This is a genomic window from Micromonospora siamensis (assembly GCF_900090305.1).
Lineage (GTDB): Bacteria > Actinomycetota > Actinomycetes > Mycobacteriales > Micromonosporaceae > Micromonospora > Micromonospora siamensis.
The window spans coordinates 6036634-6056909 of the sequence record NZ_LT607751.1 but is presented as its reverse complement, the minus strand read 5'-3'; the positions used below and the strand labels follow the sequence as shown (position 1 = coordinate 6056909).

Annotated in this window: 21 protein-coding genes; 15 read left to right on the top strand and 6 right to left on the bottom strand. The window is 75.3% G+C overall.

What is annotated here, in order from left to right; translation table 11 throughout:
* The first annotated feature begins 59 nt into the window (after positions 1-59).
* Positions 60-1973, top strand: coding sequence for a glutamine--fructose-6-phosphate transaminase (isomerizing) (glmS, locus tag GA0074704_RS27690; RefSeq protein WP_088973196.1), 1914 nt, complete (start codon positions 60-62; stop codon positions 1971-1973).
* A 22-nt stretch (positions 1974-1995) separates the two neighbouring features.
* Here the strand turns inward: glmS and GA0074704_RS27685 are convergent, their stop codons facing one another.
* Positions 1996-3648, bottom strand: a complete 1653-nt coding sequence (locus GA0074704_RS27685; protein WP_231926700.1) for an alpha/beta hydrolase — start codon at positions 3646-3648, stop codon at positions 1996-1998.
* 257 nt (positions 3649-3905) lie between these two features.
* Entirely contained in the window at positions 3906-4202 is a 297-nt protein-coding gene (locus GA0074704_RS27680) for a hypothetical protein (RefSeq protein ID WP_088973195.1), read from the bottom strand.
* Positions 4203-4436: 234 nt separating this feature from the next.
* Here GA0074704_RS27680 and GA0074704_RS27675 point away from each other — a divergent pair, with 234 nt between their 5' ends.
* Genes GA0074704_RS27675 through tsaE form a run of 5 tightly spaced genes read left to right on the top strand, consistent with a single transcriptional unit; the run spans position 4437 to position 9063 of the window.
* Entirely contained in the window at positions 4437-4805 is a 369-nt protein-coding gene (locus tag GA0074704_RS27675; RefSeq protein ID WP_088973194.1) for a holo-ACP synthase, read from the top strand.
* Between the two features lie 48 nt (positions 4806-4853).
* Entirely contained in the window at positions 4854-6335 is a 1482-nt protein-coding gene (locus GA0074704_RS27670) for an NAD(P)H-hydrate dehydratase (protein WP_088973193.1), read from the top strand.
* Between the two features lie 36 nt (positions 6336-6371).
* On the top strand, positions 6372-7490 hold the full coding sequence (gene alr / locus GA0074704_RS27665) for an alanine racemase (protein ID WP_088973192.1): 1119 nt from the start codon (positions 6372-6374) through the stop codon (positions 7488-7490).
* Positions 7487-8584 (top strand): alpha/beta fold hydrolase, encoded by a 1098-nt coding sequence (locus GA0074704_RS27660; RefSeq protein ID WP_088973191.1) that lies wholly within the window; start codon positions 7487-7489, stop codon positions 8582-8584. The genes alr and GA0074704_RS27660 overlap by 4 nt, the downstream gene beginning before the upstream one ends.
* The gene (tsaE, locus tag GA0074704_RS27655) at positions 8581-9063 is read left to right on the top strand and encodes a tRNA (adenosine(37)-N6)-threonylcarbamoyltransferase complex ATPase subunit type 1 TsaE (protein ID WP_088973190.1); all 483 of its coding nucleotides are present in this window, start codon (positions 8581-8583) and stop codon (positions 9061-9063) included. Before GA0074704_RS27660 ends, tsaE begins: the two co-directional genes overlap by 4 nt.
* A gap of 9 nt (positions 9064-9072) precedes the next feature.
* Here tsaE and GA0074704_RS27650 read toward each other — a convergent pair whose 3' ends face one another.
* On the bottom strand, positions 9073-9297 hold the full coding sequence (locus GA0074704_RS27650) for a type II toxin-antitoxin system HicA family toxin (protein WP_088973189.1): 225 nt from the start codon (positions 9295-9297) through the stop codon (positions 9073-9075).
* Positions 9294-9506, bottom strand: coding sequence for a type II toxin-antitoxin system HicB family antitoxin (locus tag GA0074704_RS27645; RefSeq protein ID WP_088973188.1), 213 nt, complete (start codon positions 9504-9506; stop codon positions 9294-9296). The genes GA0074704_RS27650 and GA0074704_RS27645 overlap by 4 nt, the downstream gene beginning before the upstream one ends.
* A gap of 132 nt (positions 9507-9638) precedes the next feature.
* Between GA0074704_RS27645 and ung the strand changes: the two genes are divergently transcribed.
* Entirely contained in the window at positions 9639-10340 is a 702-nt protein-coding gene (gene ung / locus GA0074704_RS27640; protein WP_088973187.1) for a uracil-DNA glycosylase, read from the top strand.
* A gap of 22 nt (positions 10341-10362) precedes the next feature.
* Here the strand turns inward: ung and GA0074704_RS27635 are convergent, their stop codons facing one another.
* The gene (locus GA0074704_RS27635; RefSeq protein WP_088973186.1) at positions 10363-11061 is read right to left on the bottom strand and encodes a helix-turn-helix domain-containing protein; all 699 of its coding nucleotides are present in this window, start codon (positions 11059-11061) and stop codon (positions 10363-10365) included.
* Between the two features lie 279 nt (positions 11062-11340).
* Between GA0074704_RS27635 and tsaB the strand changes: the two genes are divergently transcribed.
* The 6 genes from tsaB to GA0074704_RS27605 all read left to right on the top strand — a co-directional run bounded on the left by tsaB (position 11341) and on the right by GA0074704_RS27605 (position 17315).
* Complete coding sequence (gene tsaB, locus GA0074704_RS27630; protein WP_088973185.1) at positions 11341-12018, top strand: tRNA (adenosine(37)-N6)-threonylcarbamoyltransferase complex dimerization subunit type 1 TsaB; 678 nt, start codon at positions 11341-11343, stop codon at positions 12016-12018.
* Positions 12015-12467: a ribosomal protein S18-alanine N-acetyltransferase gene (rimI, locus tag GA0074704_RS27625; RefSeq protein ID WP_088973184.1), complete on the top strand. Its 453-nt coding sequence runs from the start codon at positions 12015-12017 to the stop codon at positions 12465-12467. The genes tsaB and rimI overlap by 4 nt, the downstream gene beginning before the upstream one ends.
* A gap of 6 nt (positions 12468-12473) precedes the next feature.
* Positions 12474-13520, top strand: a complete 1047-nt coding sequence (gene tsaD, locus GA0074704_RS27620; protein WP_088973183.1) for a tRNA (adenosine(37)-N6)-threonylcarbamoyltransferase complex transferase subunit TsaD — start codon at positions 12474-12476, stop codon at positions 13518-13520.
* A 22-nt stretch (positions 13521-13542) separates the two neighbouring features.
* Positions 13543-13797 (top strand): hypothetical protein, encoded by a 255-nt coding sequence (locus GA0074704_RS27615; RefSeq protein ID WP_088973182.1) that lies wholly within the window; start codon positions 13543-13545, stop codon positions 13795-13797.
* Positions 13798-13866: 69 nt separating this feature from the next.
* On the top strand, positions 13867-15573 hold the full coding sequence (locus tag GA0074704_RS27610) for an ABC transporter ATP-binding protein (RefSeq protein ID WP_088973181.1): 1707 nt from the start codon (positions 13867-13869) through the stop codon (positions 15571-15573).
* Positions 15570-17315 carry an ABC transporter ATP-binding protein gene (locus GA0074704_RS27605; RefSeq protein WP_088973180.1) on the top strand — a complete coding sequence of 582 codons (1746 nt, stop codon included), beginning with the start codon at positions 15570-15572 and terminating at the stop codon, positions 17313-17315. The genes GA0074704_RS27610 and GA0074704_RS27605 overlap by 4 nt, the downstream gene beginning before the upstream one ends.
* Before the next feature lie 85 nt (positions 17316-17400).
* On the opposite strand, the gene GA0074704_RS27600 is transcribed toward GA0074704_RS27605, so the two are convergent.
* Entirely contained in the window at positions 17401-18147 is a 747-nt protein-coding gene (locus GA0074704_RS27600) for a DUF4142 domain-containing protein (protein WP_088973179.1), read from the bottom strand.
* Between the two features lie 175 nt (positions 18148-18322).
* On the opposite strand from GA0074704_RS27600, the gene GA0074704_RS27595 reads away from it, so the two are divergent.
* Both GA0074704_RS27595 and GA0074704_RS27590 read left to right on the top strand, forming a co-directional pair.
* Complete coding sequence (locus tag GA0074704_RS27595; RefSeq protein ID WP_088973178.1) at positions 18323-18943, top strand: ArsR/SmtB family transcription factor; 621 nt, start codon at positions 18323-18325, stop codon at positions 18941-18943.
* A complete protein-coding gene (locus tag GA0074704_RS27590) occupies positions 18940-20265 on the top strand; it encodes an MFS transporter (RefSeq protein WP_088973177.1) in 1326 nt (441 codons plus the stop codon). The genes GA0074704_RS27595 and GA0074704_RS27590 overlap by 4 nt, the downstream gene beginning before the upstream one ends.
* Positions 20266-20276 lie beyond the last annotated feature (11 nt).

The following is a 20276-nucleotide window of genomic DNA, read 5'->3' as shown; positions in this document are numbered from 1 at the left end:
GATCGATACCCCGGCTTTTGCGCACCACACGTGAGCGAAACTCGGTTACGCTGGCTACCATGTGTGGAATCGTGGGTTACGCCGGCGCGCGCCCGGCGCTGGGCATCGTGCTCGACGGGCTGCGGCGACTCGAGTACCGCGGCTACGACTCGGCCGGCGTGGCGGTCGTCTGCGACGACGTGCTGCTGACCGAGAAGAAGGCCGGCCGGTTGGCCAACCTGGAGAAGGTGCTCGCCGAGCGGGCCGCAGCCGATCCCGAGTCCTGCGCGGCCAGTCCGATCAACATCGGCGACGGCACCACCGGCATCGGGCACACCCGCTGGGCCACCCACGGCGGACCCATCGACCGCAACGCCCACCCGCACGTCGCCCCGGACGGGCGGGTCGCGGTGATCCACAACGGCATCATCGAGAACTTCGCCAAGCTCCGCGCCGAGCTGGAGGCCGACGGCGTGGAGTTCACCAGCGACACCGACACCGAGTGCGCGGCACACCTGCTCGGCCGGGCGCTGGCCGACCTCCGGGCCGCCGGCGAGGTCGACGGCCCGCAGCTGCTCGTCTCCGCCATGCGGCGGGTCTGCCAGCGGCTGGAGGGCGCCTTCACCCTGCTCGCCGTGGACGCCGGTGTCCCCGGCGCGGTGGTCGGCGCCCGGCGCAACTCGCCGCTGGTGGTCGGCCGCGGCGACGGCGAGAACTATCTCGCCAGCGACGTGTCGGCGTTCATCGAGCACACCCGCGAGGCGGTCGAGCTGGGCCAGGACCAGATCGTCCTGATCACCCCGGACGCCATCGAGATCACCGACTTCGCCGGGCAGCCCGCCACCGGCAAGGACTTCCACATCGACTGGGACTCGTCGGCCGCCGAGAAGGGCGGCTACGACTGGTTCATGCTCAAGGAGATCGAGGAGCAGCCGCAGGCCATCGCCGACACGCTGCTCGGCCGGCTCACCGAGACCGGCGAGATCGCCCTCGACGAGGTCCGCCTCAGCGACCAGGACCTGCGCGACATCGACAAGATCTTCATCGTCGCCTGCGGCACCGCCTACCACTCCGGCCTGGTCGCCAAGTACGCCATCGAGCACTGGACCCGGATCCCCTGCGAGGTGGAGCTGGCCAGCGAGTTCCGCTACCGCGACCCGGTCCTCGACCGGTCCACCCTGATCGTGGTCATCTCGCAGTCCGGCGAGACCATGGACACCCTGATGGCGCTGCGGCACGCCAAGGAGCAGAAGGCCCGGGTGCTGGCCATCTGCAACACCAACGGATCCACCATCCCGCGCGAGTCCGACGCGGTGCTCTACACCCACGGCGGGCCGGAGATCGCCGTCGCCTCCACCAAGGCGTTCCTCACCCAGCTCGTCGCCTGCTACCTGATCGGCCTGCACCTGGCCCAGGTACGCGGCATCAAGTTCGCCGACGAGGTGGGTGCGGTCGTCGCCCAGCTCCAGGAGATGCCGGGCAAGCTGCGGGAGCTGCTGGACCGGATCGAGCCGGTACGCGAGCTCGCCCGGGAGCTGGCCGCCGAGCCGACCGTGCTCTTCATCGGCCGGCACGTCGGCTACCCGGTGGCCCTGGAGGGCGCGCTGAAGCTCAAGGAGTTGGCGTACATGCACGCCGAGGGCTTCGCGGCCGGCGAGCTGAAGCACGGCCCGATCGCACTGATCGACCAGGGCACCCCGGTCATCTGCATCGTGCCCTCGCCGGTGGGCCGGGGCATGCTGCACGACAAGGTCGTCTCCAACATCCAGGAGGTACGCGCCCGCGGCGCCCGTACCATCGTGATCGCCGAGGAGGGCGACGAGTCGGTCGTCCGGTACGCCGACCACCTCATCTCCGTGCCCCGTACGCCGACGCTGCTGGCCCCGCTGGTCACCACCGTGCCGTTGCAGGTGCTGGCCGCCGAGATCGCCGCCGCTCGTGGCCACGACGTGGACCAGCCGCGCAACCTGGCCAAGTCGGTCACCGTCGAGTAGCCAGCCTTCGCGTGAGGGTCGGTCAGTGGCCGACGACGATGCGGGCCATGCCGTCGAGGGCCGGGTTGTCCGGCTCCCAGTAGCCGGTGTGGCCGTACCGGCCGCTGGGGAAGCGCCGGGCGCCGAACCCGGGGTCGCTCGGATCGTGCCCGAACCACAACTCGTGCCGGTCACCGCCGAGCAGCCGCGCCACCGGGCCGACCGGCGTCCGGTCCAGCACCGCGTGCCGGGCCAGGTCGTCGAGCGGCCGGGCCAGCCGGATCACGTCGTCCGGGGCGGTGGACGCCCAGACCTGGCCGGGTGGCACCCGCAGTTCCCGGGCCTCGGAGACGCCCACGCCGGGCGAGCCGACGAAGACCAGCGCGTCGGCGCCGAGGCCGTGCTCGCGGGCCGCGACGCCCACCACCATTGAGCCGTAGCTGTGCCCGAGCACGGTCTGCCGGGCGGGTGGGCCGTCGTGGCTGGCCCGCAGCCCGTCCTGGAACCGGCTCAACGCCGGGCCGGCGTCGCCCGCCTGGCCGGAGCGGGTCGCCTCGGGCAGGAAGTCCGGGGCGTCGTAGTCCAGCCAGAGCACCGCCGCGGTGCCGGCGCCCGGGGCGAGCGCCGTGCAGCGGGACAGCACCCGTGCCGCCCGGCCCAGCTCACCGGCCGCCCCGGCCAGGTCGGAGGTCATCCCCGGCACGTAGGTCAGCACGTTGTCGGCGTGGTCCGGGTCGCCGAGCGCCATGATCGCCCGCCCGTCCCCGGCCGGATCGAGGCCGAGCAGGTACGCCCGCGGTGCCCCCGCCGCCAGCCGGTCGGCCAGCGCGTCCAGCCCCGCCAGGGCCGCCGCGGCCCGCCGCTGCCCGACCGCCGCCACCGTCCCGCGTGGCACGCCGGCCCGGGACCGCCGGCAGCGGGCGAGCAGGACCGCCCGGTGCGCGCCGAGCAGCAGCCGGTTGGCCTGGTCGCGGGCGGCGACCGGCACCCCGTCGAGGCGCCCGACCAGGCGGGCCTCGTGCAGCACCAGCCACCGCCGTTCGGGCGGGGTGAGCCCGTCCCACCAGCGGGCCACCAGCGCCGGCCCCGCCCCGGCGGGCGGGCGCCGGAGCGACGGTGCCGTCACCCAGCCGGCTCCGGCGGCGACGGCCAACTCCGACAGCCGGTCGGTCGCCTGCCGGTCGGCCGCAGCCGCGACGTCCAGCGCGGCACGGATCGCCGTCGACACCTGCGCCACGGTCGGCCCGAGCCGCTCCGCCGCACGGGGGACGGCCGGGTCGGCGCCGACCCGACCGGTCCGGTCGACCGCCACCCCGGCCCGGCCGGCCAGGGTCACCGCCTCGGCCAGGCGGGCCTTCGCCGCGCCCAGCCGGTCGGCGAGCACCGCCAGGGTCTGGTCCACCTCGATCAGGGCCGGCCGGATCGCGGTCAGCTCCCCGCCGAGCCCGTCCAGCCGCGACCGGGCCGCCCCCGCCGCCGCCCCGGACCATCCGCCGCGCAGCGTCGCCGCCGCCTCGGCCAGCTCGCCCAGCCGCGCGTCCACCTGCCTGGTCAAGCCGGCCCAGGCCGCCCCGGTCGCCGCCCAGGCCGCCGGGTCGGTGGACCAGAGCCGCTCGTAGGCGGAGACCGGTCCGCCGGTCGGGGCCGCCCGACCGGGTGACCCGGTGCCCAGGCCGCCGCGAGCGGTGGGCGACACCGGCCCGGCCGGTCGGGTGCCCGACGTCACTGGCCGGTGAGCGGCCGGGGACGGGAACCGCCCGGCCGGCGGGACCGGCGAGGGCCGGGTGGCGGGGGCCGGAGGCCGCCGGTCGACCGGACCCGACGCCGGCCGGGAGCCCGCGGTCGACGGCGGCCGGGACGTCGAGGGTACGGGACGCCGGCCGCCCGGCCCGGAGGAGTTCGGCCGCCACCGGGCCGGGACGGCGGACCCGGGGCGTACGCCGGTCGGCTCGGTCACCGGTCGACGCCCGAGAGTCGGCCCGCCGCCCGCTCGTCGGCCGCCCGGTATCCGTCGGCGGCGCAGCGCAGCCCCCCGGCGGACTCCGCGAGCCGGGCTCCCCGCGCGCCGGCCCAGGCGTGCACGGCCGCCGTCAGGTCGGCCAGCGCCGCGTCGACCTGCCAGCCGTCCGGCGTCGGACCGGGCGGCAGCCCGCCGGCCAGCCCCCGGACCAGCCGGTACGCGACGCCGTCCAGGCCACCGGCCACCTCGTGCAGCACGCCGGGGCGGACGCTCAACGGCTCCTCGATCATCGCCTGCTCCTCACCTCGCCGGGCTCCTCCGGACCTCGGGGCCGGAGAACGCACCGGACGTCCGCCCGACGGACGTTGGCGGACATCGACGGAGCTGACGCTAGGCGGCGTCCGCGTACCCGGGAACGGGCTGTGGACGGCGGCCGGCCCGCGTACGTCCTGGTCGTCCACAGGCGTTGCCCACCGCGGACCCGGCGGCTAATCTCCGGCCCCGCCCGCCGGTAGGGTGAGTTCGTGATCGTGGCGGTCGGCATCGACGTGGTCCTGGTGGAACGGTTCGCCAAGGCCCTGGCACGGACGCCGCTGCTGGCGGACCGGCTCTTCACCGAGGCCGAGCGGTTCACCCGCTCCGGCAATCCCCGGTCGCCGGAGTCGCTGGCCGCCCGGTTCGCCGCCAAGGAGGCGGTGGCCAAGGCGTTGGGCGCGCCGGGCGGGTTGCGCTGGCACGACTGCGAGGTCGTGCCGGACCCGGACGGCCGGCCCTGGCTGACCGTCTCCGGCACGGTGGCCGCCGCGGCGACCGAGCGCGGGGTGAACCGGTGGCACCTGTCGTTGTCGCACGACGGCGGGATCGCGTCGGCGATGGTGGTGGCGGAACGCTGAGTCGACCGGCGGGCCGGCCGGCCCGGGGCGGGAGAGGGGACGGGTGGCATGAAGCCGGTGTGGCGGGTGGCGGACGTACGCGCGGCGGAGGCGGGCCTGATGGCGACCCTCCCGCCGGGGACGCTGATGCAGCGGGCCGCGGCCGGGCTGGCCCGGCGCTGCGGGCTGCTGCTCGCCGAGCGGGGCGGCGTCTACGGCGCCCGGGTGCTGCTGCTGGTCGGCTCCGGTGACAACGGCGGTGACGCCCTGTACGCGGGTGCTCGGCTCGCCCACCGGGGCGCGACGGTGTCGGCGCTGCTGCTCAGCCCCGGCCGGGCGCACGCCGAGGGGCTGGCCGCGTTCCGGGCCGCCGGTGGGCGACTGGTGGACCGGCCGCCGGCCACCGTCGACCTGGTGCTCGACGGCATCGTGGGCATCGGCGGCCGGGGCGGGCTGCGGGAGACCGCCGAACAGCTCGCGGCGAGCCTGGTCGAGCACTGCGGGCGCGACGGCGAGCGGGCCACGGTGGTGGCGGTGGACGTGCCGAGCGGCGTCGCGGTGGACACCGGCAACGTGCCGCTGAGCGCCTCCGGCCGGCCGAGCGCGGTGCGGGCCGACGTGACGGTGGCCTTCGGCGCGCTGAAGCCGGCCCTGGTGGTGGGGCCGGCGGCGGCGTTGGCCGGGCAGGTCGAGCTGGTGGACATCGGCCTCGGGCCGTGGCTGCGCGGGTCGCCGGCGCTGCGGGTGGTCGAGTGGTCGGACGTCGAGCGGTGGTGGCCGGACCTGGGCCCGGCGTCGGAGAAGTACACCCGGGGCGTGGTGGGGGTGGCGACCGGGTCGGCGACGTACCCGGGCGCGGCGGTGCTCTCGGTGGGCGGGGCACTGGCCGGCCCGACCGGCCTGGTCCGCTACGCCGGTGGGGCCCGGGCGGAGGTGGTGCACCGGCACCCGTCGGTGATCGCCACCGGGCGGGTCGCCGACGCCGGCCGGGTGCAGGCGTGGGTGTGCGGTTCCGGGCTGGGCACCGGCGAGGAGGCCGCCGCCGAGCTGCGCGCGGTGCTCGCCGCGCCGGTGCCGGTGGTGCTGGACGCCGACGCGCTGACCCTGATGGTGGACGGGAAGATGGCCGAGCGACTGCGGGACCGGGACGCCCCGATCGTGGTCACCCCGCACGACCGCGAGTTCACCCGGCTGTGCGGTGAGGAGCCGGGCGCGGACCGGGTCGGCTCGGCGCTGCGGCTGGCCGCCTGGATGAACGCGGTGGTCCTGCTCAAGGGGGACCGCACGGTGGTCGCCACCCCGGACGGCCGGGCGTACGTCAACCCGACCGGCACCGCCGCGCTGGCCACCGGGGGCACCGGGGACGTGCTGGCCGGCCTGCTCGGCTCGCTGCTCGCCGGTGGGGTGCCGGCGGACCGGGCGGCCGCCGCGGCGGCGTACCTGCACGGGCTGGCCGGTCGGGAGGCGGCCCGGGGCGGCCCGGTGACCGCGCCGGACGTGGCGGCGGCGCTGCGCCCGGTGGTGGGCCGGTTGGGCGGTACGACCGGGTAGCGGTCGAGGTGATCTACCTGGAAGTAGGCTGGGTGCATGTGGCAGGCCGAGGTGCGCGTCGATCTCGACGCGATCCGTGACAACGTGGCCCGACTCCGGTCGGGCACCAGCGCCGAGCTGATGGCGGTGGTCAAGGCGGACGGCTACGGCCACGGCATGGTTCCGGCGGCCCAGGCCGCGCTCGACGCCGGGGCGGACTGGCTCGGCGTCTGCACCCTGGACGAGGCGCTCGGGCTGCGCCGGGCCGGGATCACCGCGCCGGTGCTGGCCTGGCTGCTCAGCCCGGGCCTCCCGCTGCACGAGGGGATCACCGCCGGCGTCGACCTGGGCGCGGCGAGCCTGCCGCAGCTCGACGAGATGATCGAGGCGAGCCGGATCGCCGGCCGCCCGGCCCGGCTGCACCTCAAGATCGACACCGGGTTGTCGCGCGGCGGCGCGACCGTGGCCGACTGGCCGACCCTGCTGGAGGCCGCCGCGAAGGCCCAGGCCGACGGCCTGGTCGAGGTGGTCGGCGTGTGGAGCCACTTCGTGTACGCGGACCTGCCCGGCCACCCCACCACGGACCGCCAGCTCGCCGTCTTCCACGAGGGGCTGGCCATGGTCGAGCGGGCCGGCCTGCGCCCCCGCTACCGCCACCTGGCCAACTCCGCCGCCACGCTGACCCGCCCGGACACCCACTTCGACCTGGTCCGCCCTGGCATCGCCACCTACGGCCTCTCACCGATCGCCGGTGAGCGGTTCGGGCTGCGCCCGGCGATGACCGCGCGGGCCCGGGTGATGCTCACCAAGCGGGTGCCCGAGGGCACCGGCGTCTCGTACGGCCACACCTACACCACCGAGCGGGACGCGAACCTGGCCGTGGTGCCGCTCGGCTACGCCGACGGGGTGCCCCGGCACGCCTCGAACGTCGGCCCGGTGCAGCTCGGCGGCGCCCGCCGGACCATCTCCGGCCGGGTCTGCATGGACCAGTTCGTCCTGGACTGCGGCGACGACCCGGTCGCCGCCGGGGACGTGGCGACCCTCTTCGGCGACGGCGCCGACGGCGGTCCCACCGCCGACGACTGGGCCGAGGTGGTCGGCACCATCAACTACGAGATCGTCACCCGGTTCGGCGGCAGCCGGGTGCCCCGGGTCTACGACGGCGAGCGGGCATGAGTAGCCCGCGAAGGCTTCGCATTCCCCGCCCGCGGACCGCCGCAGGGCGGGTCGCCGGCGTGGTCGGGGCGGCGGTCGGGGTGGCCGCCGCCGGCCTCGCGGCGGGCGTGGTCAGCGAACGCGCCCTGATCCGCCGGCTCAAGGCCGACCCGACCGACCCGTACGCGCACGAGGTCTTCGGCGACCTGCCGTACGACGAGGCGTACCGGCTGGAGATGCCGGACGGCACCGACATCCACGTCGAGGTGGTGGAGCCGAAGCGGCCGGTCGAGGGGCACCCGACCGTGGTGTTCGTGCACGGCTTCTGCCTCGACATGGGGACGTTCCACTTCCAGCGCAAGCTGCTCACCGAGCGCGGCGACTACCGGATCGTCGCGTACGACCAGCCCGGGCACGGCCGCTCGGGCCGGCTGGAGACCGGCGAGTACGACCTGGAGCGGCTCGGCCGCACGCTGCGCCGGGTGATCGACGCGACCACCCCGGAGGGCCCGCTGGTGCTGGTCGGGCACTCGATGGGCGGCATGACCATCATGGCGTTCGCCGAGTTGTTCCCGGAGATGTTCGGCGACCGGGTGGTCGGCACGGTGCTGATGGCCACCTCCGGGGGCCTGCTGGCGGAGAGCAAGCTGGTGGCGCCCGCCCTGCTCAACCGGGTCGGCGGTCCGGTGCTCTACATGGTCAACAACGCCACCCGGTACGGCGGCACCGTCATCGAGCACGCCCGGCGCTCGACCCAGAACGTCGCCTGGCTGCTGACCCGCCGACTGGGCTTCGGCACCCCGAAGCCCAGCCCGGCCCTGGTGTCGTACGTCGAGACGATGAACTCGCGGACCTCCGCCGACACGGTGACCCGCTACCTGCGTACGCTGGCCACCCACTCGCGGCTGCCCGCGCTGGCCGCGTTGGCCGGCACGCCGGTGCTGGTGGTGGTCGGCGACAAGGACCTGATCATCCCGGCCACCCACTCCGACGAGATCGTCCGGCGGCTGCCGCACTCCGAGGCGGTCCGGATCCCGGACAGCGGGCACGTCGTGATGCTGGAGCACGCGGAGCTGGTCAACGCCGCGCTGACCAGGTTCCTGGAGGGGTTGTGAGTCACGTCGTCGAGTTGCGCACCGCGGCCGACACCCAGGCGTTCGGGCGCCGGCTGGCCGGGCTGCTGCGCCCCGGTGACCTGCTGCTGCTCACCGGTCCGTTGGGGGCCGGCAAGACGGCGCTGACCCAGGGCATCGGCGCGGGGCTGCACGTGCGGGGTGACATCACCTCGCCGACCTTCGTCATCGCCCGGCTGCACCAGCCGGACCCGCAGCGCGGTGGCCGGGTGCCGCTGGTGCACGCCGACGCGTACCGGCTGGGCGACGCGGCGGACCCCCGGGCCGAGATCGACGACCTGGACCTGGACGCCTCGGTGGACGACTCGGTGACCGTGGTCGAGTGGGGCGAGGGCATGGTCGAGCAGCTGGCCGACACGCACCTGCGGGTCCGCATCGACCGCCGCGACGACGACACCCGGCTGATCGCCCTGGAGCCGGCCGGCGGGGACTGGGCGGACCGGCTCGCCGCCCTCGACTAGGGCGAGGGGTCACCCCAGCAGGTCGAGAAACTCCGCTGGCGTCAACCCGGCCTGTCGGAGGATCGAGGCGAGCGTGCCCCGCTTCACGGTGTCGTGCTGGGGCACCACCACGACGTTCCCTGCCGGATTTCTGTAGACGGCGTGGCTGCCCTTGGTCCGGACATGGTCGAAGCCGGCCTTCTTGAGAGCGTCCAGCACCTTGCGCAGCGGGAGATCGGCCAGCGCAGGGCTCATGCCGCTCGTCCCACCTGGAAGGACGTCACCAGGGGAGTGGTCTCGATCGTCGGGTTCTGCACCTCGTCGAGGTAGACCTCGACTGCCTCTCGCAGGTTGCCGAGGGCCTCGTCGAGCGTCTCACCCTGGCTGGCGACGTCAAGCTCCAGGCAGCGGGCGACGTACCAGTCGTCCTCCTGGTGGACCGCCGCGGTCAAGGTGCGAGTCATGCCGCCTCCAGAGGTCGTGCTCCGACCTCCCATTCTAAAGAGGGCCGGGCCACCCGACCGACGCTGTCGTCCCTCGTTGTCGGTGTGGGCTGATAGGAAGAGAGCCCAGTTGCCCTCCTGGAAAGGTTGCCGATGCCCGACGACGCCCCCACCCTCGACCTGCTGGCGCTGCTGCCGGAGGCGTGGCGTGCCGTGCTCACCCCGCACCTCGACCCGGCCCGCACGGCCGCGCTGGCCGAGTTCGTCGCCCGGGAATACGAGACCCAGACGGTCTTCCCGCCGGTGGAGGACCTCTTCTCCGCCTACCGGCTCTGCGGGCCGGAGCAGTGCCGGGTGCTGATCCTCGGGCAGGATCCCTACCACAAGGCGGGGCAGGCGCACGGGCTGAGCTTCAGCGTCCGGGAGGGGGTGACCGTCCCGCCGTCGCTGCGCAACGTCTTCAAGGAGCTGGGCGAGGACCTGGGCGTGCCCAAGCCGCGCAGCGGCAACCTGGACGGCTGGGCGGCGCAGGGGGTGCTGCTGCTCAACGCGGTGCTCACCGTCCGCCAGGCCACCCCCGGCTCGCACGCCAACTCCGGCTGGGAGGAGTTCACCGACGCCACCATCCGGGCCCTCGACGCCCGGCCGGAGCGGGTGGTCTTCCTGCTCTGGGGCGGGTACGCCCGCAAGAAGGCCGCCCTGGTCACCAACCCGCAGCACGTGGTGCTGGAGGCTGGCCACCCCAGCCCGATGAACCCGCGTGGCTTCCTGGGCAGCCGCCCGTTCAGCGCGGCCAACAAGGCCCTCGCCGATGCCGGCCTGCCCACCGTCGACTGGGAACGCTCCGCCGGCTGACCCTCCGGGCTCCGGGCGGCCCTCAGCCGGCCTGCTGCCGCTGCCGGTGGCGGCGGAGCAGGTCGGCCGCCCGGGGGTCGGTCAGCTCCACCTGGACCAGCGGCACCACCCCGTAGCTCCGGTCCCCGTGCCGCACCTCGATGCCCTCCGGCAGTTCGTCACACATCTGGGCCCTGAGCTCACCGTGCCGGGTCAGCCACCGGTGCTCACCCGGCTCCGCCGGTTCGATGTGCACCCCGCCGAACCGGCCCCAGTGGGCGCTCCACCGCTGCGCGTACGCGGCGTCGAGCCAGGCGGTGAAGCGGGCCGAGTCCCGCCACCGCACCGCGATCTCGACCGCGTCGGCCGGCACGGGGACGCCCTGGAGCAGCGCCGCGGTGCTCCCGGTCAGCAGAAACGGCAGGTCGCCGAGGCGCTCGACGATCCGGTCCAGCCCGAGACCGTCCAGCACCTCGGCCAGCGGTCGCGCGGACTGCTCCGCGAGCCGGGCGTCGAGGTGCGCGTCCAGCTCCTCTACCCCGACGGTGAGTTGCAGGTCCATGGCCGCCAGCAGCCGCTCGAGCGCCGGCAGGCTGGGGGAGCGGTCGCCGCGTTCGATGCGGGCCACCGTGGCCTGGCTGACCCCGGCCAGCTCCGCCAGCTGGCGCTGGTTCAGGTCGTGGAGCTGCCGCTGCCGGCGGATCACGTCACTCAGCAGGGCGGCCAACCGGTTTCCGGGCATCCCCGGATGGTGTCGCAGAGATTTGTGAGCGCGATACCTCAGAGTCATCAAAATGACTCTGAGGTATCGCGCTCGTCGCGGTTGTTCGGTTCAGGCGCCTAGTGACGCAGGGTGATCCCGCTCGTCGGGTCCGGGCGAGGGGCCGAAGCCGGGACCGGCGGGGGCGGCGCAAGGTGCCGGGCGAGGCGGCACAGCCGCGAGCCGCGTGGGGGCAGGACAGCGGCGGCCGGGCGGGGGCGTCACGGCTGGTAGCCGAAGGGCCGACTACGCTGGCATATCGTGCTCGTACTCGTGGTGGATTCCTCGACTCCCGCGGTGACCGCGGCGCTGGCGGAGGTGTCCGCCGACGGCGTCGCGCTCCGCGCCCAGCGGTGCACCGTCGACGCCCGGGCGCACGGTGAGCTGCTCGCCCCGCAGGTCGACGCGGTGCTGGCGGACGCCGGGGCCCGCCCCGCCGACCTCACCGCGATCGTCGCCGGGCTCGGCCCGGGCCCGTTCACCGGGCTGCGGGTGGGGCTGGTCACCGCCGCCACCATGGGCCAGGCCCTCGACATCCCCACGTACGGCGTCTGCTCGCTGGACGCGATCGGCTACCCGGCGGCGGCCGGCGAGCCGGTCCTGGCCGCCGGCGACGCCCGCCGCCGGGAGATCTACTGGGCGGTCTACGACGGCGCCGGCCAGCGGATCGCCGGCCCGGACGTCGACCTCCCGGCGGTCGCCGCCGAGCGGGCCCGCGAGCTCGCCGTCACGGTCGCGGTCGGCGACGGCGCCCACCGGTACGCCGACGTCCTCGGGCTGCCGCTGCGGGCCGAGCCGCGCTACCCGGACCCGTCGGCGCTGGCCGGGCTGGCCGCCGAGCGGATCCGCGCCGGCGCGCCCGGGGAGCGGCTCACCCCGCTCTACCTGCGCCGCCCGGACGCCGTGGCGGCCACCGGCCACAAGCCGGTCCTGCCATGACCGGTCCCGCCCGGCTGGAGCGGTTCCGGTGGTGGCACATCGACCAGGTGCTCCCGATCGAGGCGGACCTCTTCGGCGCCGAGCAGTGGTCACCGGGGATGTTCTGGAACGAACTGGCCAACGGGCACTTCTACCTGGTCGCCACGGATGCCGAGGGTGCCGTGCTCGGCTACGCGGGGCTGACCGTGCAGGCCGACGAGGCGTGGGTGCAGAACATCGCGGTCCGCCGGGACGCCCAGCGGCACGGCCTGGGCCGGGCGCTGCTGGAGGCGCTGCTGACCGAGGCGGCCCGCCGCCGCGCGCCCTCGGTGCTGCTGGAGGTGGCCGCCGACAACGCGCCGGCCCAGCGGCTCTACGCGACCTACGGCTTCGAACCGATCGGCGTACGCCGGGGCTACTACCAACCGAGCAACACCGACGCGCTGGTCATGCGGCGCGGGACGGACTGAGAGGCGATGGCTGACGAACCGCTGATCCTGGGCATCGAGACCTCCTGCGACGAGACCGGCGTGGGGATCGTCCGCGGGCACACCCTGCTCGCCGACGCGCTCGCCTCCAGCGTCGAGGAGCACGCCCGGTTCGGCGGCGTGGTGCCCGAGGTGGCCAGCCGGGCCCACCTGGAGGCGATCGTGCCGACCATGGACCGGGCGTTGAAGGAGGCGGGGGTGACCCTCGCCGACATCGACGCCATCGCCGTCACCTCCGGTCCCGGCCTGGCCGGCGCGCTGCTGGTCGGCGTGGCGGCGGCGAAGGGCTACGCGCTGGCCGCCGAGAAGCCGGTGTACGGGGTCAACCACCTCGCCGCGCACGTGGCCGTCGACACCCTGGAACACGGGCCGCTGCCCGAGCCGGCGATCGCCCTGCTGGTCTCCGGCGGCCACTCCTCGCTGCTGCGGGTCGACGACCTGGCCACCGGGGTGACGCCGCTCGGCGCCACCATCGACGACGCCGCCGGGGAGGCCTTCGACAAGGTGGCCCGACTGCTCGGCCTGCCGTTCCCCGGCGGACCGTACATCGACCGGGAGGCCCGGGCCGGTGACCCGGTGTCGATCGCCTTCCCGCGTGGCCTCACCGCCGCCAAGGACCTCGCCGCCCATCGCTACGACTTCTCCTTCTCGGGACTGAAGACGGCGGTCGCCCGCTGGGTCGAGGGACGGCAGCGGGCCGGCGAGACGGTGCCGGTGGCCGACGTGGCGGCCTCCTTCCAGGAGGCGGTCTGCGACGTGCTGGTCACCAAGGCGCTGGCCGCCTGCCGGGCCGACGGCATCGACACGCTGGTGATCGGCGGCGGGGTGGCGGCCAACTCCCGGCTGCGGGCGATGGCCGAGGAGCGGGCCGGCAGGCACGGCATCCGGGTACGGGTGCCCCGGCCGAAGCTCTGCACCGACAACGGCGCGATGGTGGCAGCGCTCGGCTCGCACCTGGTCGCCGCCGGCGTCGCGCCGAGCCGGCTGGACCTGCCGGCCGACTCGGCGCTGCCACTGACCACGGTGAGCGTGTGACGGCGACGGAGGGGTGGCGGCTGTGATCGTCCGGATGTGGGAGGCGCGGGCCGAGTCGTACGGCCTCGCCGACCTGATCACCTGGGTCTGCGACACGGCGCTGCCCGAATTTGAGCACGATCCGCTGCACCTGTCCAGTGAGGTCTTCTCCTCCACCGACCACCGGGTGGTGGTGATCTCCAAGTGGCGGAGCAGCCCGCGCGAGCTGCCCGACCCACCGGCGACGCTGCTGGCCCGCCCGCCGCACTCCTGGGACTTCACCCAGGTCGACCGCTGACCTCCGACGGCCCGTCGGGCGTGAATTCGTTCGCGTCGGGGCAGGTCGGGGACCTAGCGTCGAGAAGCCATGCGCTTCTCACCGGCCGGTGATCCCGGCACCCCCGACGACCGGTCCGCCACCCGCTACCTGGTGTGGCTGGCCGGTCGGCACCCGCTGCTCTTCGGCAGCGGCATCGCGCTGGGCGTCGTCTGGATGGTGGCGCAGGCGCTGATGCCCGCGGCCGTGGGCCGGGCGATCGACGCCGGCCTCACCCACCGCGACCCGGACGCGCTGCTCACCTGGGCGGCCACCCTCTTCGGGCTGGGCGTGCTCCAGGCGGTCGCCGGGGTGCTGCGGCACCGCTGCGCGGTGCACAACTGGCTCGCCGCCTCGTACCGGACGGTGCAGCTCACGGTCGAGGCGACCAACCGGCTCGGCGCCGCGCTGCCCCGCCGGGTCGCCGCGGGCGAGGTGGTCGCCATCGGTACGGCCGACATCGGCCAGATCGGCCACGCGGTGGACATCACCGCCCGGGGCACCGGTTCGGTGGTCGCCATCGCCACCGTCGCGGCGATCCTGCTCACCGCGTCGGTGCCGCTCGGGCTGGTCGTGGTGCTCGGCGTACCGCTGCTGATGGGGCTGGTCGGGCTGCTGATCCGGCCGCTGCACCGGCAGCAGCAGGCGTACCGGGACTCCGAGGGGCGGCTCACCGCCCGGGCCGGGGACATCGTCTCCGGGCTGCGGGTGCTGCGCGGGGTGGGCGGCGAGCCGGTGCTGTCGGCCCGGTACCGCGAACAGTCCCAGCGGTTGCGCGTCGACGGCCTGCGGGTGGCCCGGGTGGAGGCGCTGCTCCAGGCGGCGCAGATCCTGCTGCCCGGCGCGTTCCTGGTGCTGGTGACCTGGTTGGGGGCCCGGTTCGCGTTGCGCGGTCAGCTCAGCGCCGGTCAGCTCGTCGCCTTCTACGGCTACACGGCGTTCCTGGTCAGCCCGCTGCGGAACCTGACCGAGGCGGCCGACAAGCTGACCCGGGGACACGTGGCCGCCCGCCGGGTGGTCCGGCTGCTCCGGCTCGCCCCGGAGCTGGCCCAGCCGGCCCGGCCGGTGCCGCTGCCCGACGGGCCGGGTGAGCTGGTCGACGAGCGCTCCGGGCTGGTGCTGCGCCCCGGCACGTTCACCGCGCTGGCCGCCACCGATCCGGCGGACGCCACCGAGATCGCCGACCGGCTGGGCCGGTACGTCGACGGCGACGTGACGCTGCACGGCGTACCGCTGCGGGAGGTGGCGCTGGCGACGGTGCGCGAGCGGATCCTGGTGGCCGACAACGACGCGCACCTGTTCACCGGCGCGCTGCTCGCGGAGCTGGACCCGCACGACCGCGGCGACCGGGCCGCCGTCGAGGCGGCGCTGGTCGCGGCGAGCGCCACCGACGTGGTGGCCGGCCTGCCGGACGGCCTGGACAGCCGGGTGGCCGAGCGGGGTCGGGAGTTCTCCGGCGGCCAGCGGCAGCGGTTGCGGCTGGCCCGGGCGCTGGTCGCCGATCCGGAGACGCTGGTGCTGGTCGAGCCGACCAGCGCGGTGGACGCGCACACCGAGGCCCGCATCGCCGACCGGCTCGGCGCGGCCCGGCTGGGCCGGACCACCCTGGTCTGCACCACGTCGCCGCTGGTGCTGGGGCGGGCCGAGCACGTGATCTTCGTGGAGGACGGCAAGGTGGTGGCCGAGGGCCGGCACGACGAGCTGCTCGCCGCGGAGCCGCGCTACGCGGCCGCGGTGAGCCGGGAGGAGGAGGCGTGAGCAGCGCGCTGCCCGTCGCCGACGCCCACCAGGTCCGCCGGTACGCCCGTGCCCTGGTGCGCCGGCACCCGCGCGCCCTGGTCGGGGCGCTCGGCCTGCACGCGCTGGCCGCCGCGGCCGGCCTGGTCGCGCCCCGGCTCCTCGGCGACCTGGTGGAGGGGATCTCCCAGGGCGTGGCGACGGTGACCGTGGACCGGATCGCGCTGGCCATCGCGGGTTTCGTGGTGGCCCAGGCGGTGCTGGTCCGCCTCGCGCACCTCGCGTCGGCCCGGCTCGGCGAGCGGGTCCTCGCCGAGCTGCGCGAGGAGTTCGTCGACCGGGTGCTCGCCCTGCCGCTGTCCACCGTGGAACGCGCCGGCACCGGTGACCTGCTGACCCGGACCTCGCGGGACGTCGCGGCGCTGTCCAAGACGGTCCGGTTCGCGATGCCGGAGACGCTGATCGCGGCGGTGACCGTGGTGCTGATCGTCGGCGCGCTGCTGCTCACCGGGCCGCTGCTGGCGCTGCCCTGCCTGCTGGCGGTGCCGGTCCTCTGGGCCGGCACCCGCTGGTACCTGCGCCGCGCTCCCGCCGGCTACCTGCGGGAGAACGCCGCCTACTCGGACATCACCGACGGGATCAGCGAGGCCGTGGAGGGGGCCCGGACCACCGAGGCGCTGCGCCAGCAGGCCCGCCGCCGGGCCCGCGGCGACGCCGACATCCGCCGGTCGTACGCGGCCGAGCGCTACACGCTCAACCTGCGGACCGTCTTCTTCCCGGTCGCCGAGATCGGGTACGTGGTGCCGGTGACCGCCACCCTGCTGATCGGCGGCTGGTTCCACCTGAAGGGCTGGGTCAGCCTGGGGCAGGTCACCGCGGCCACCCTCTACGTGCAGCAGCTGGTGGACCCGATCGACCGGTTGCTCTCCTGGCTGGACGAGTTGCAGGTGGGCGGCGCCTCGATGGCCCGGCTGCTGGGGGTCTCCGGGGACAGCGAGCCGGCTCCGGCGTCGGCCGGCGTCGCGCCGGCCGACGGCGACCGCCGGGTCGCCGCGCACGACGTCCGGTACGCGTACCGCGACGGTCACGACGTGCTGCACGGGGTGACCCTGGTGCCGAGGCCGGGGGAGACGCTGGCGATGGTCGGCCCGTCCGGCGCCGGCAAGTCCACGCTGGGCCGGCTGCTGGCCGGGGTGCACGCCCCCCGTTCCGGTTCGGTGACCGTGGCCGGCCGGCCGCTGTCCGGGCTGCCCCTGGCCGAGCTGCGTACGCACGTGGCGCTGGTCAGCCAGGAGCACCACGTCTTCATCGGCACGCTGGCGGAGAACGTGGCGATGGTCCGGCCGGACGCCGACGACGAGGCCGTCCGGTCGGCGCTGGCCGCGGTGGACGCCCTCGGCTGGGCTCAGGCCCTGCCCGACGGGGTGGACACCGTGGTGGGTGCGGGTGGCCATCCGCTCTCCCCGGCGCAGGCGCAGCAGCTGGCCCTGGCTCGGCTGGTGCTCGCCGACCCGCACACGCTGGTGCTGGACGAGGCGACCTCGCTGATCGACCCGCGGGCGGCCCGGGCGCTGGAGCGGTCGCTGGCCGCGGTGCTGCGCGGTCGTACGGTGATCGCCATCGCGCACCGGCTCTTCTCGGCGCACGACGCGGACCGGGTGGCGGTGGTGGAGGACGGCCGGATCGCCGAGCTGGGCAGCCACGACGAGCTGGTCGCGGCGGACGGCTCGTACGCGGCCCTCTGGCGTTCCTGGCACGGCTGAGCCGGGCGGGTGGGTTCCCGCCCGGCTCAGGTCTGTCCGGTGCCCGTCGTCCGGCCGTGCGTCGGGTCGGCCTGGTCAGCCCCGGTCAGCTGCGGCGCAGCACCCGGTAGGTGGCCAGGCCGGCGGTGCCCAGGGCGGCGAGGAAGACCAGCCAGACCACGGTGGTGCTGACCCCGGTGGAGGGGCCGATCGGGGCGCCGGCCCGGGCGGCGGCCAGCAGTGAGTCGCTCTGCGCCGGGGGCATGGCGGCCGGCGGCAGCTGCTGCCAGCGGACCAGCCCGGTGCTCTCCAGCATCTGCATGTGGTCGGAGACGAACGTGTTGGCCTCGTCGGCGAGCTTGCGGACGATCGGGTCGCGGGTGCTGGCCCGTACGGCGCCGATCACCGGGAAGATCTTGCCGTGGGCGACCCGGAGCCGGGTGACGAAGATCTGGTCGAACTGGGTGCCGCGGGCCTCCTGCATCTCCGACAGCCAGCCCTTCTGCTCGGCGGTGGGGTCGGTCGGCAGGGTGGTGCCGAGCCGGTTGGCGGCCTCCACCACCAGCTGGTCGAGGACGCCGTGCTGGCGGGAGATCTCCGCCCCGACCTCCCGGACCCGCTTCGACTGGCCCTTCTGCGCCGCCATCTGGCCGGCCGGCATCTCCCAGAGCCCGGCCAGCCGTACGCCGTTGAGCAGCGTCATGTCGGCGGCGTTGAGCTGGTTGCCGGGTGCCGGGGCGGCCGAGGCGGTGCCGGGCAGCGGCGCCAGGCCGGCCAGCACCGCGACGAGCAGGACGGCCACCCGGCGGGCCTGGGGCCCGGACCGGCGACGTACGGATTCCAGCGGTGCCATGCTGCGGTGCCTCCTCCTGGCGGACCTGACCCGGTTCGGGTCGCCGGCACCGGCCGGCGACCCGTCGTCGTCTGGTACGGCCGGGCGGCCGGAACAGTTCACCGACGCCGCGAAGTGATCCCTTCCTGCAAAGAAGGAATTGCAAAGACTTCTTTGCAAAGATAACTTTGCGGTCATGACACCCAGGGAGATCCGACCCGACGCCACCTCTCTGCGCGGGCTGGCCCACCCGCTGCGGGTCCGCATCCTCAACGTGCTCCGCGAGCAGGGCCCCGCCACCGCCACCGGGCTCGCCGAGCGGCTCGGTCAGTCCACCGGCGCCACCAGCTACCACCTGCGCCAACTCGCCCAGTACGGCTTCGTCGTCGACGACCCGCAGCGGTCGGCCGGCCGGGAACGCTGGTGGCGGGCCGCCCACCGCAACACCGTGCTCGACGGCGACCTCGGCGACCAGGCACCCGCCGACACCGAGGCCTACCTGCGCGCCGTCGCCGCCGCGTACGCCGAACGGGTCGACCGCTGGCTCGGCGAGTGGGCGGCGCTGCCGCGCGAGTGGGCGGCCACCAGCACGCTGAGCAACTGGCGACTGCGGCTCACCCGGGACGAGGCCGCCGAGCTGCACGAACGGCTCTTCGCGCTGCTCGACGACTACCGACGGGACGACCCCGAGGTCCCCGCCCCGCCCGGCACCGAGTCCGTGGTGCTCCAGGCGCAGCTCCTGCCCTTCCTGCGCCAGCCCGACGCGCCGGACACCGCGCCCGACGCGCCGGACAGCCGGCCCGAGGGGGAGCGGTGAGCCGGCGACGCGGCCCGCTGACCGGCCTGCTCGCCGCCGAGCTGATCTCGCTGACCGGGACCCGGATGAGCATGGTGGCGCTGCCCTGGTTCACCCTGGCCACCACCGGCAGCGCCGCCCGCGCCGGCGTCGTCGCGTTCGCCGAGATGCTGCCGTACGTGCTGGCCTGCGGGCTCGGCGGTCCACTGCTGGACCGGCTCGGTCACCGGCGGGTCAGCGTGGTGGCCGACCTGGCCAGTGCACCCGTGCTGCTGGCCGTGCCCGTGCTGCACCACGCGGGGCGACTCGACTTCGGCCTGCTGGTCACCCTGATCGCCCTGGTGGGACTGCTGCGCGGCTTCGGCGAGACGGCGAAACGGGTGCTCTTTCCGGACGCGGTGACCGCCTCCGGGATGGCGCTGACCCGGGCCACCGCCCTGCACGACGGGCTGGGCCGGCTGGCCACCCTGCTCGGCGCGCCGCTGGCCGGCGTACTCATCCTGGCGCTGGAGGCCCCGGCGGTGCTGGCGCTGGACGCGGTGAGCTTCCTGCTCGCCAGCCTGGTCGTGGCCGCCCTGGTCCCGGCCCCGGCGGACCCGGTCCGGACGGTGGCGCCCGCTCCGGCGCCGGCGCGGCCGGGCCGATGGGCGAGCTACCTGCGGGAACTCGGCGAGGGGTTGCGCTTCCTGTTCCGGGATCCGCTGGTCGGCTCGGTGACCGTGCTGCTCCTGGTGACCAACCTGGCCGACGCCGCGTACTCCTCGGTGCTGGCCCCGGTCTGGGCGCGCGAGGTGGCCGGCTCACCGGCCGCGCTCGGCGCGCTCTCCGCCTCGTTCGCGGTCGGCGCGGTGCTCGGCAACGTCGTCTTCACCGCGCTCGCCCCCCGGGTGCCGCGCTTCGCCACCTTCGCGGTCGGCTTCCTGGTCGGCGGTGCGCCCCGGTTCCTGGCGCTGGCCCTGGTCGACCGGCTCTGGGCGGTCTACCTGATCTCCTTCGTGGCCGGGCTGGGCCTCGCCGCGATCAACCCGATCCTCGGCGCGATCACCTACGAGCGGATTCCCGAGGCGCTGCGCGCCCGGGTCCTCGGGCTCGGGCACGCGATCTCCTGGGGCGGCATCCCGCTCGGCGGGCTGCTCGCCGGCTACTGCGCCGACCTGGCCACCCCGGCGGTGGCGGCACTGGTCTTCGGCGGCGCGTACCTCGCGGTGACCGTCTGGCCGCTGCTCAGCCCGACCTGGCGCCGACTGGACCACCCGGCGTCCGGCGCGCCGTCGCCGGTGGCGGCGCCCCGGCCGACCGACGACGAGGCGCCCGCTCCTGGTGACGTCGCCCGGACGGGCTGACGCCGGGCGGG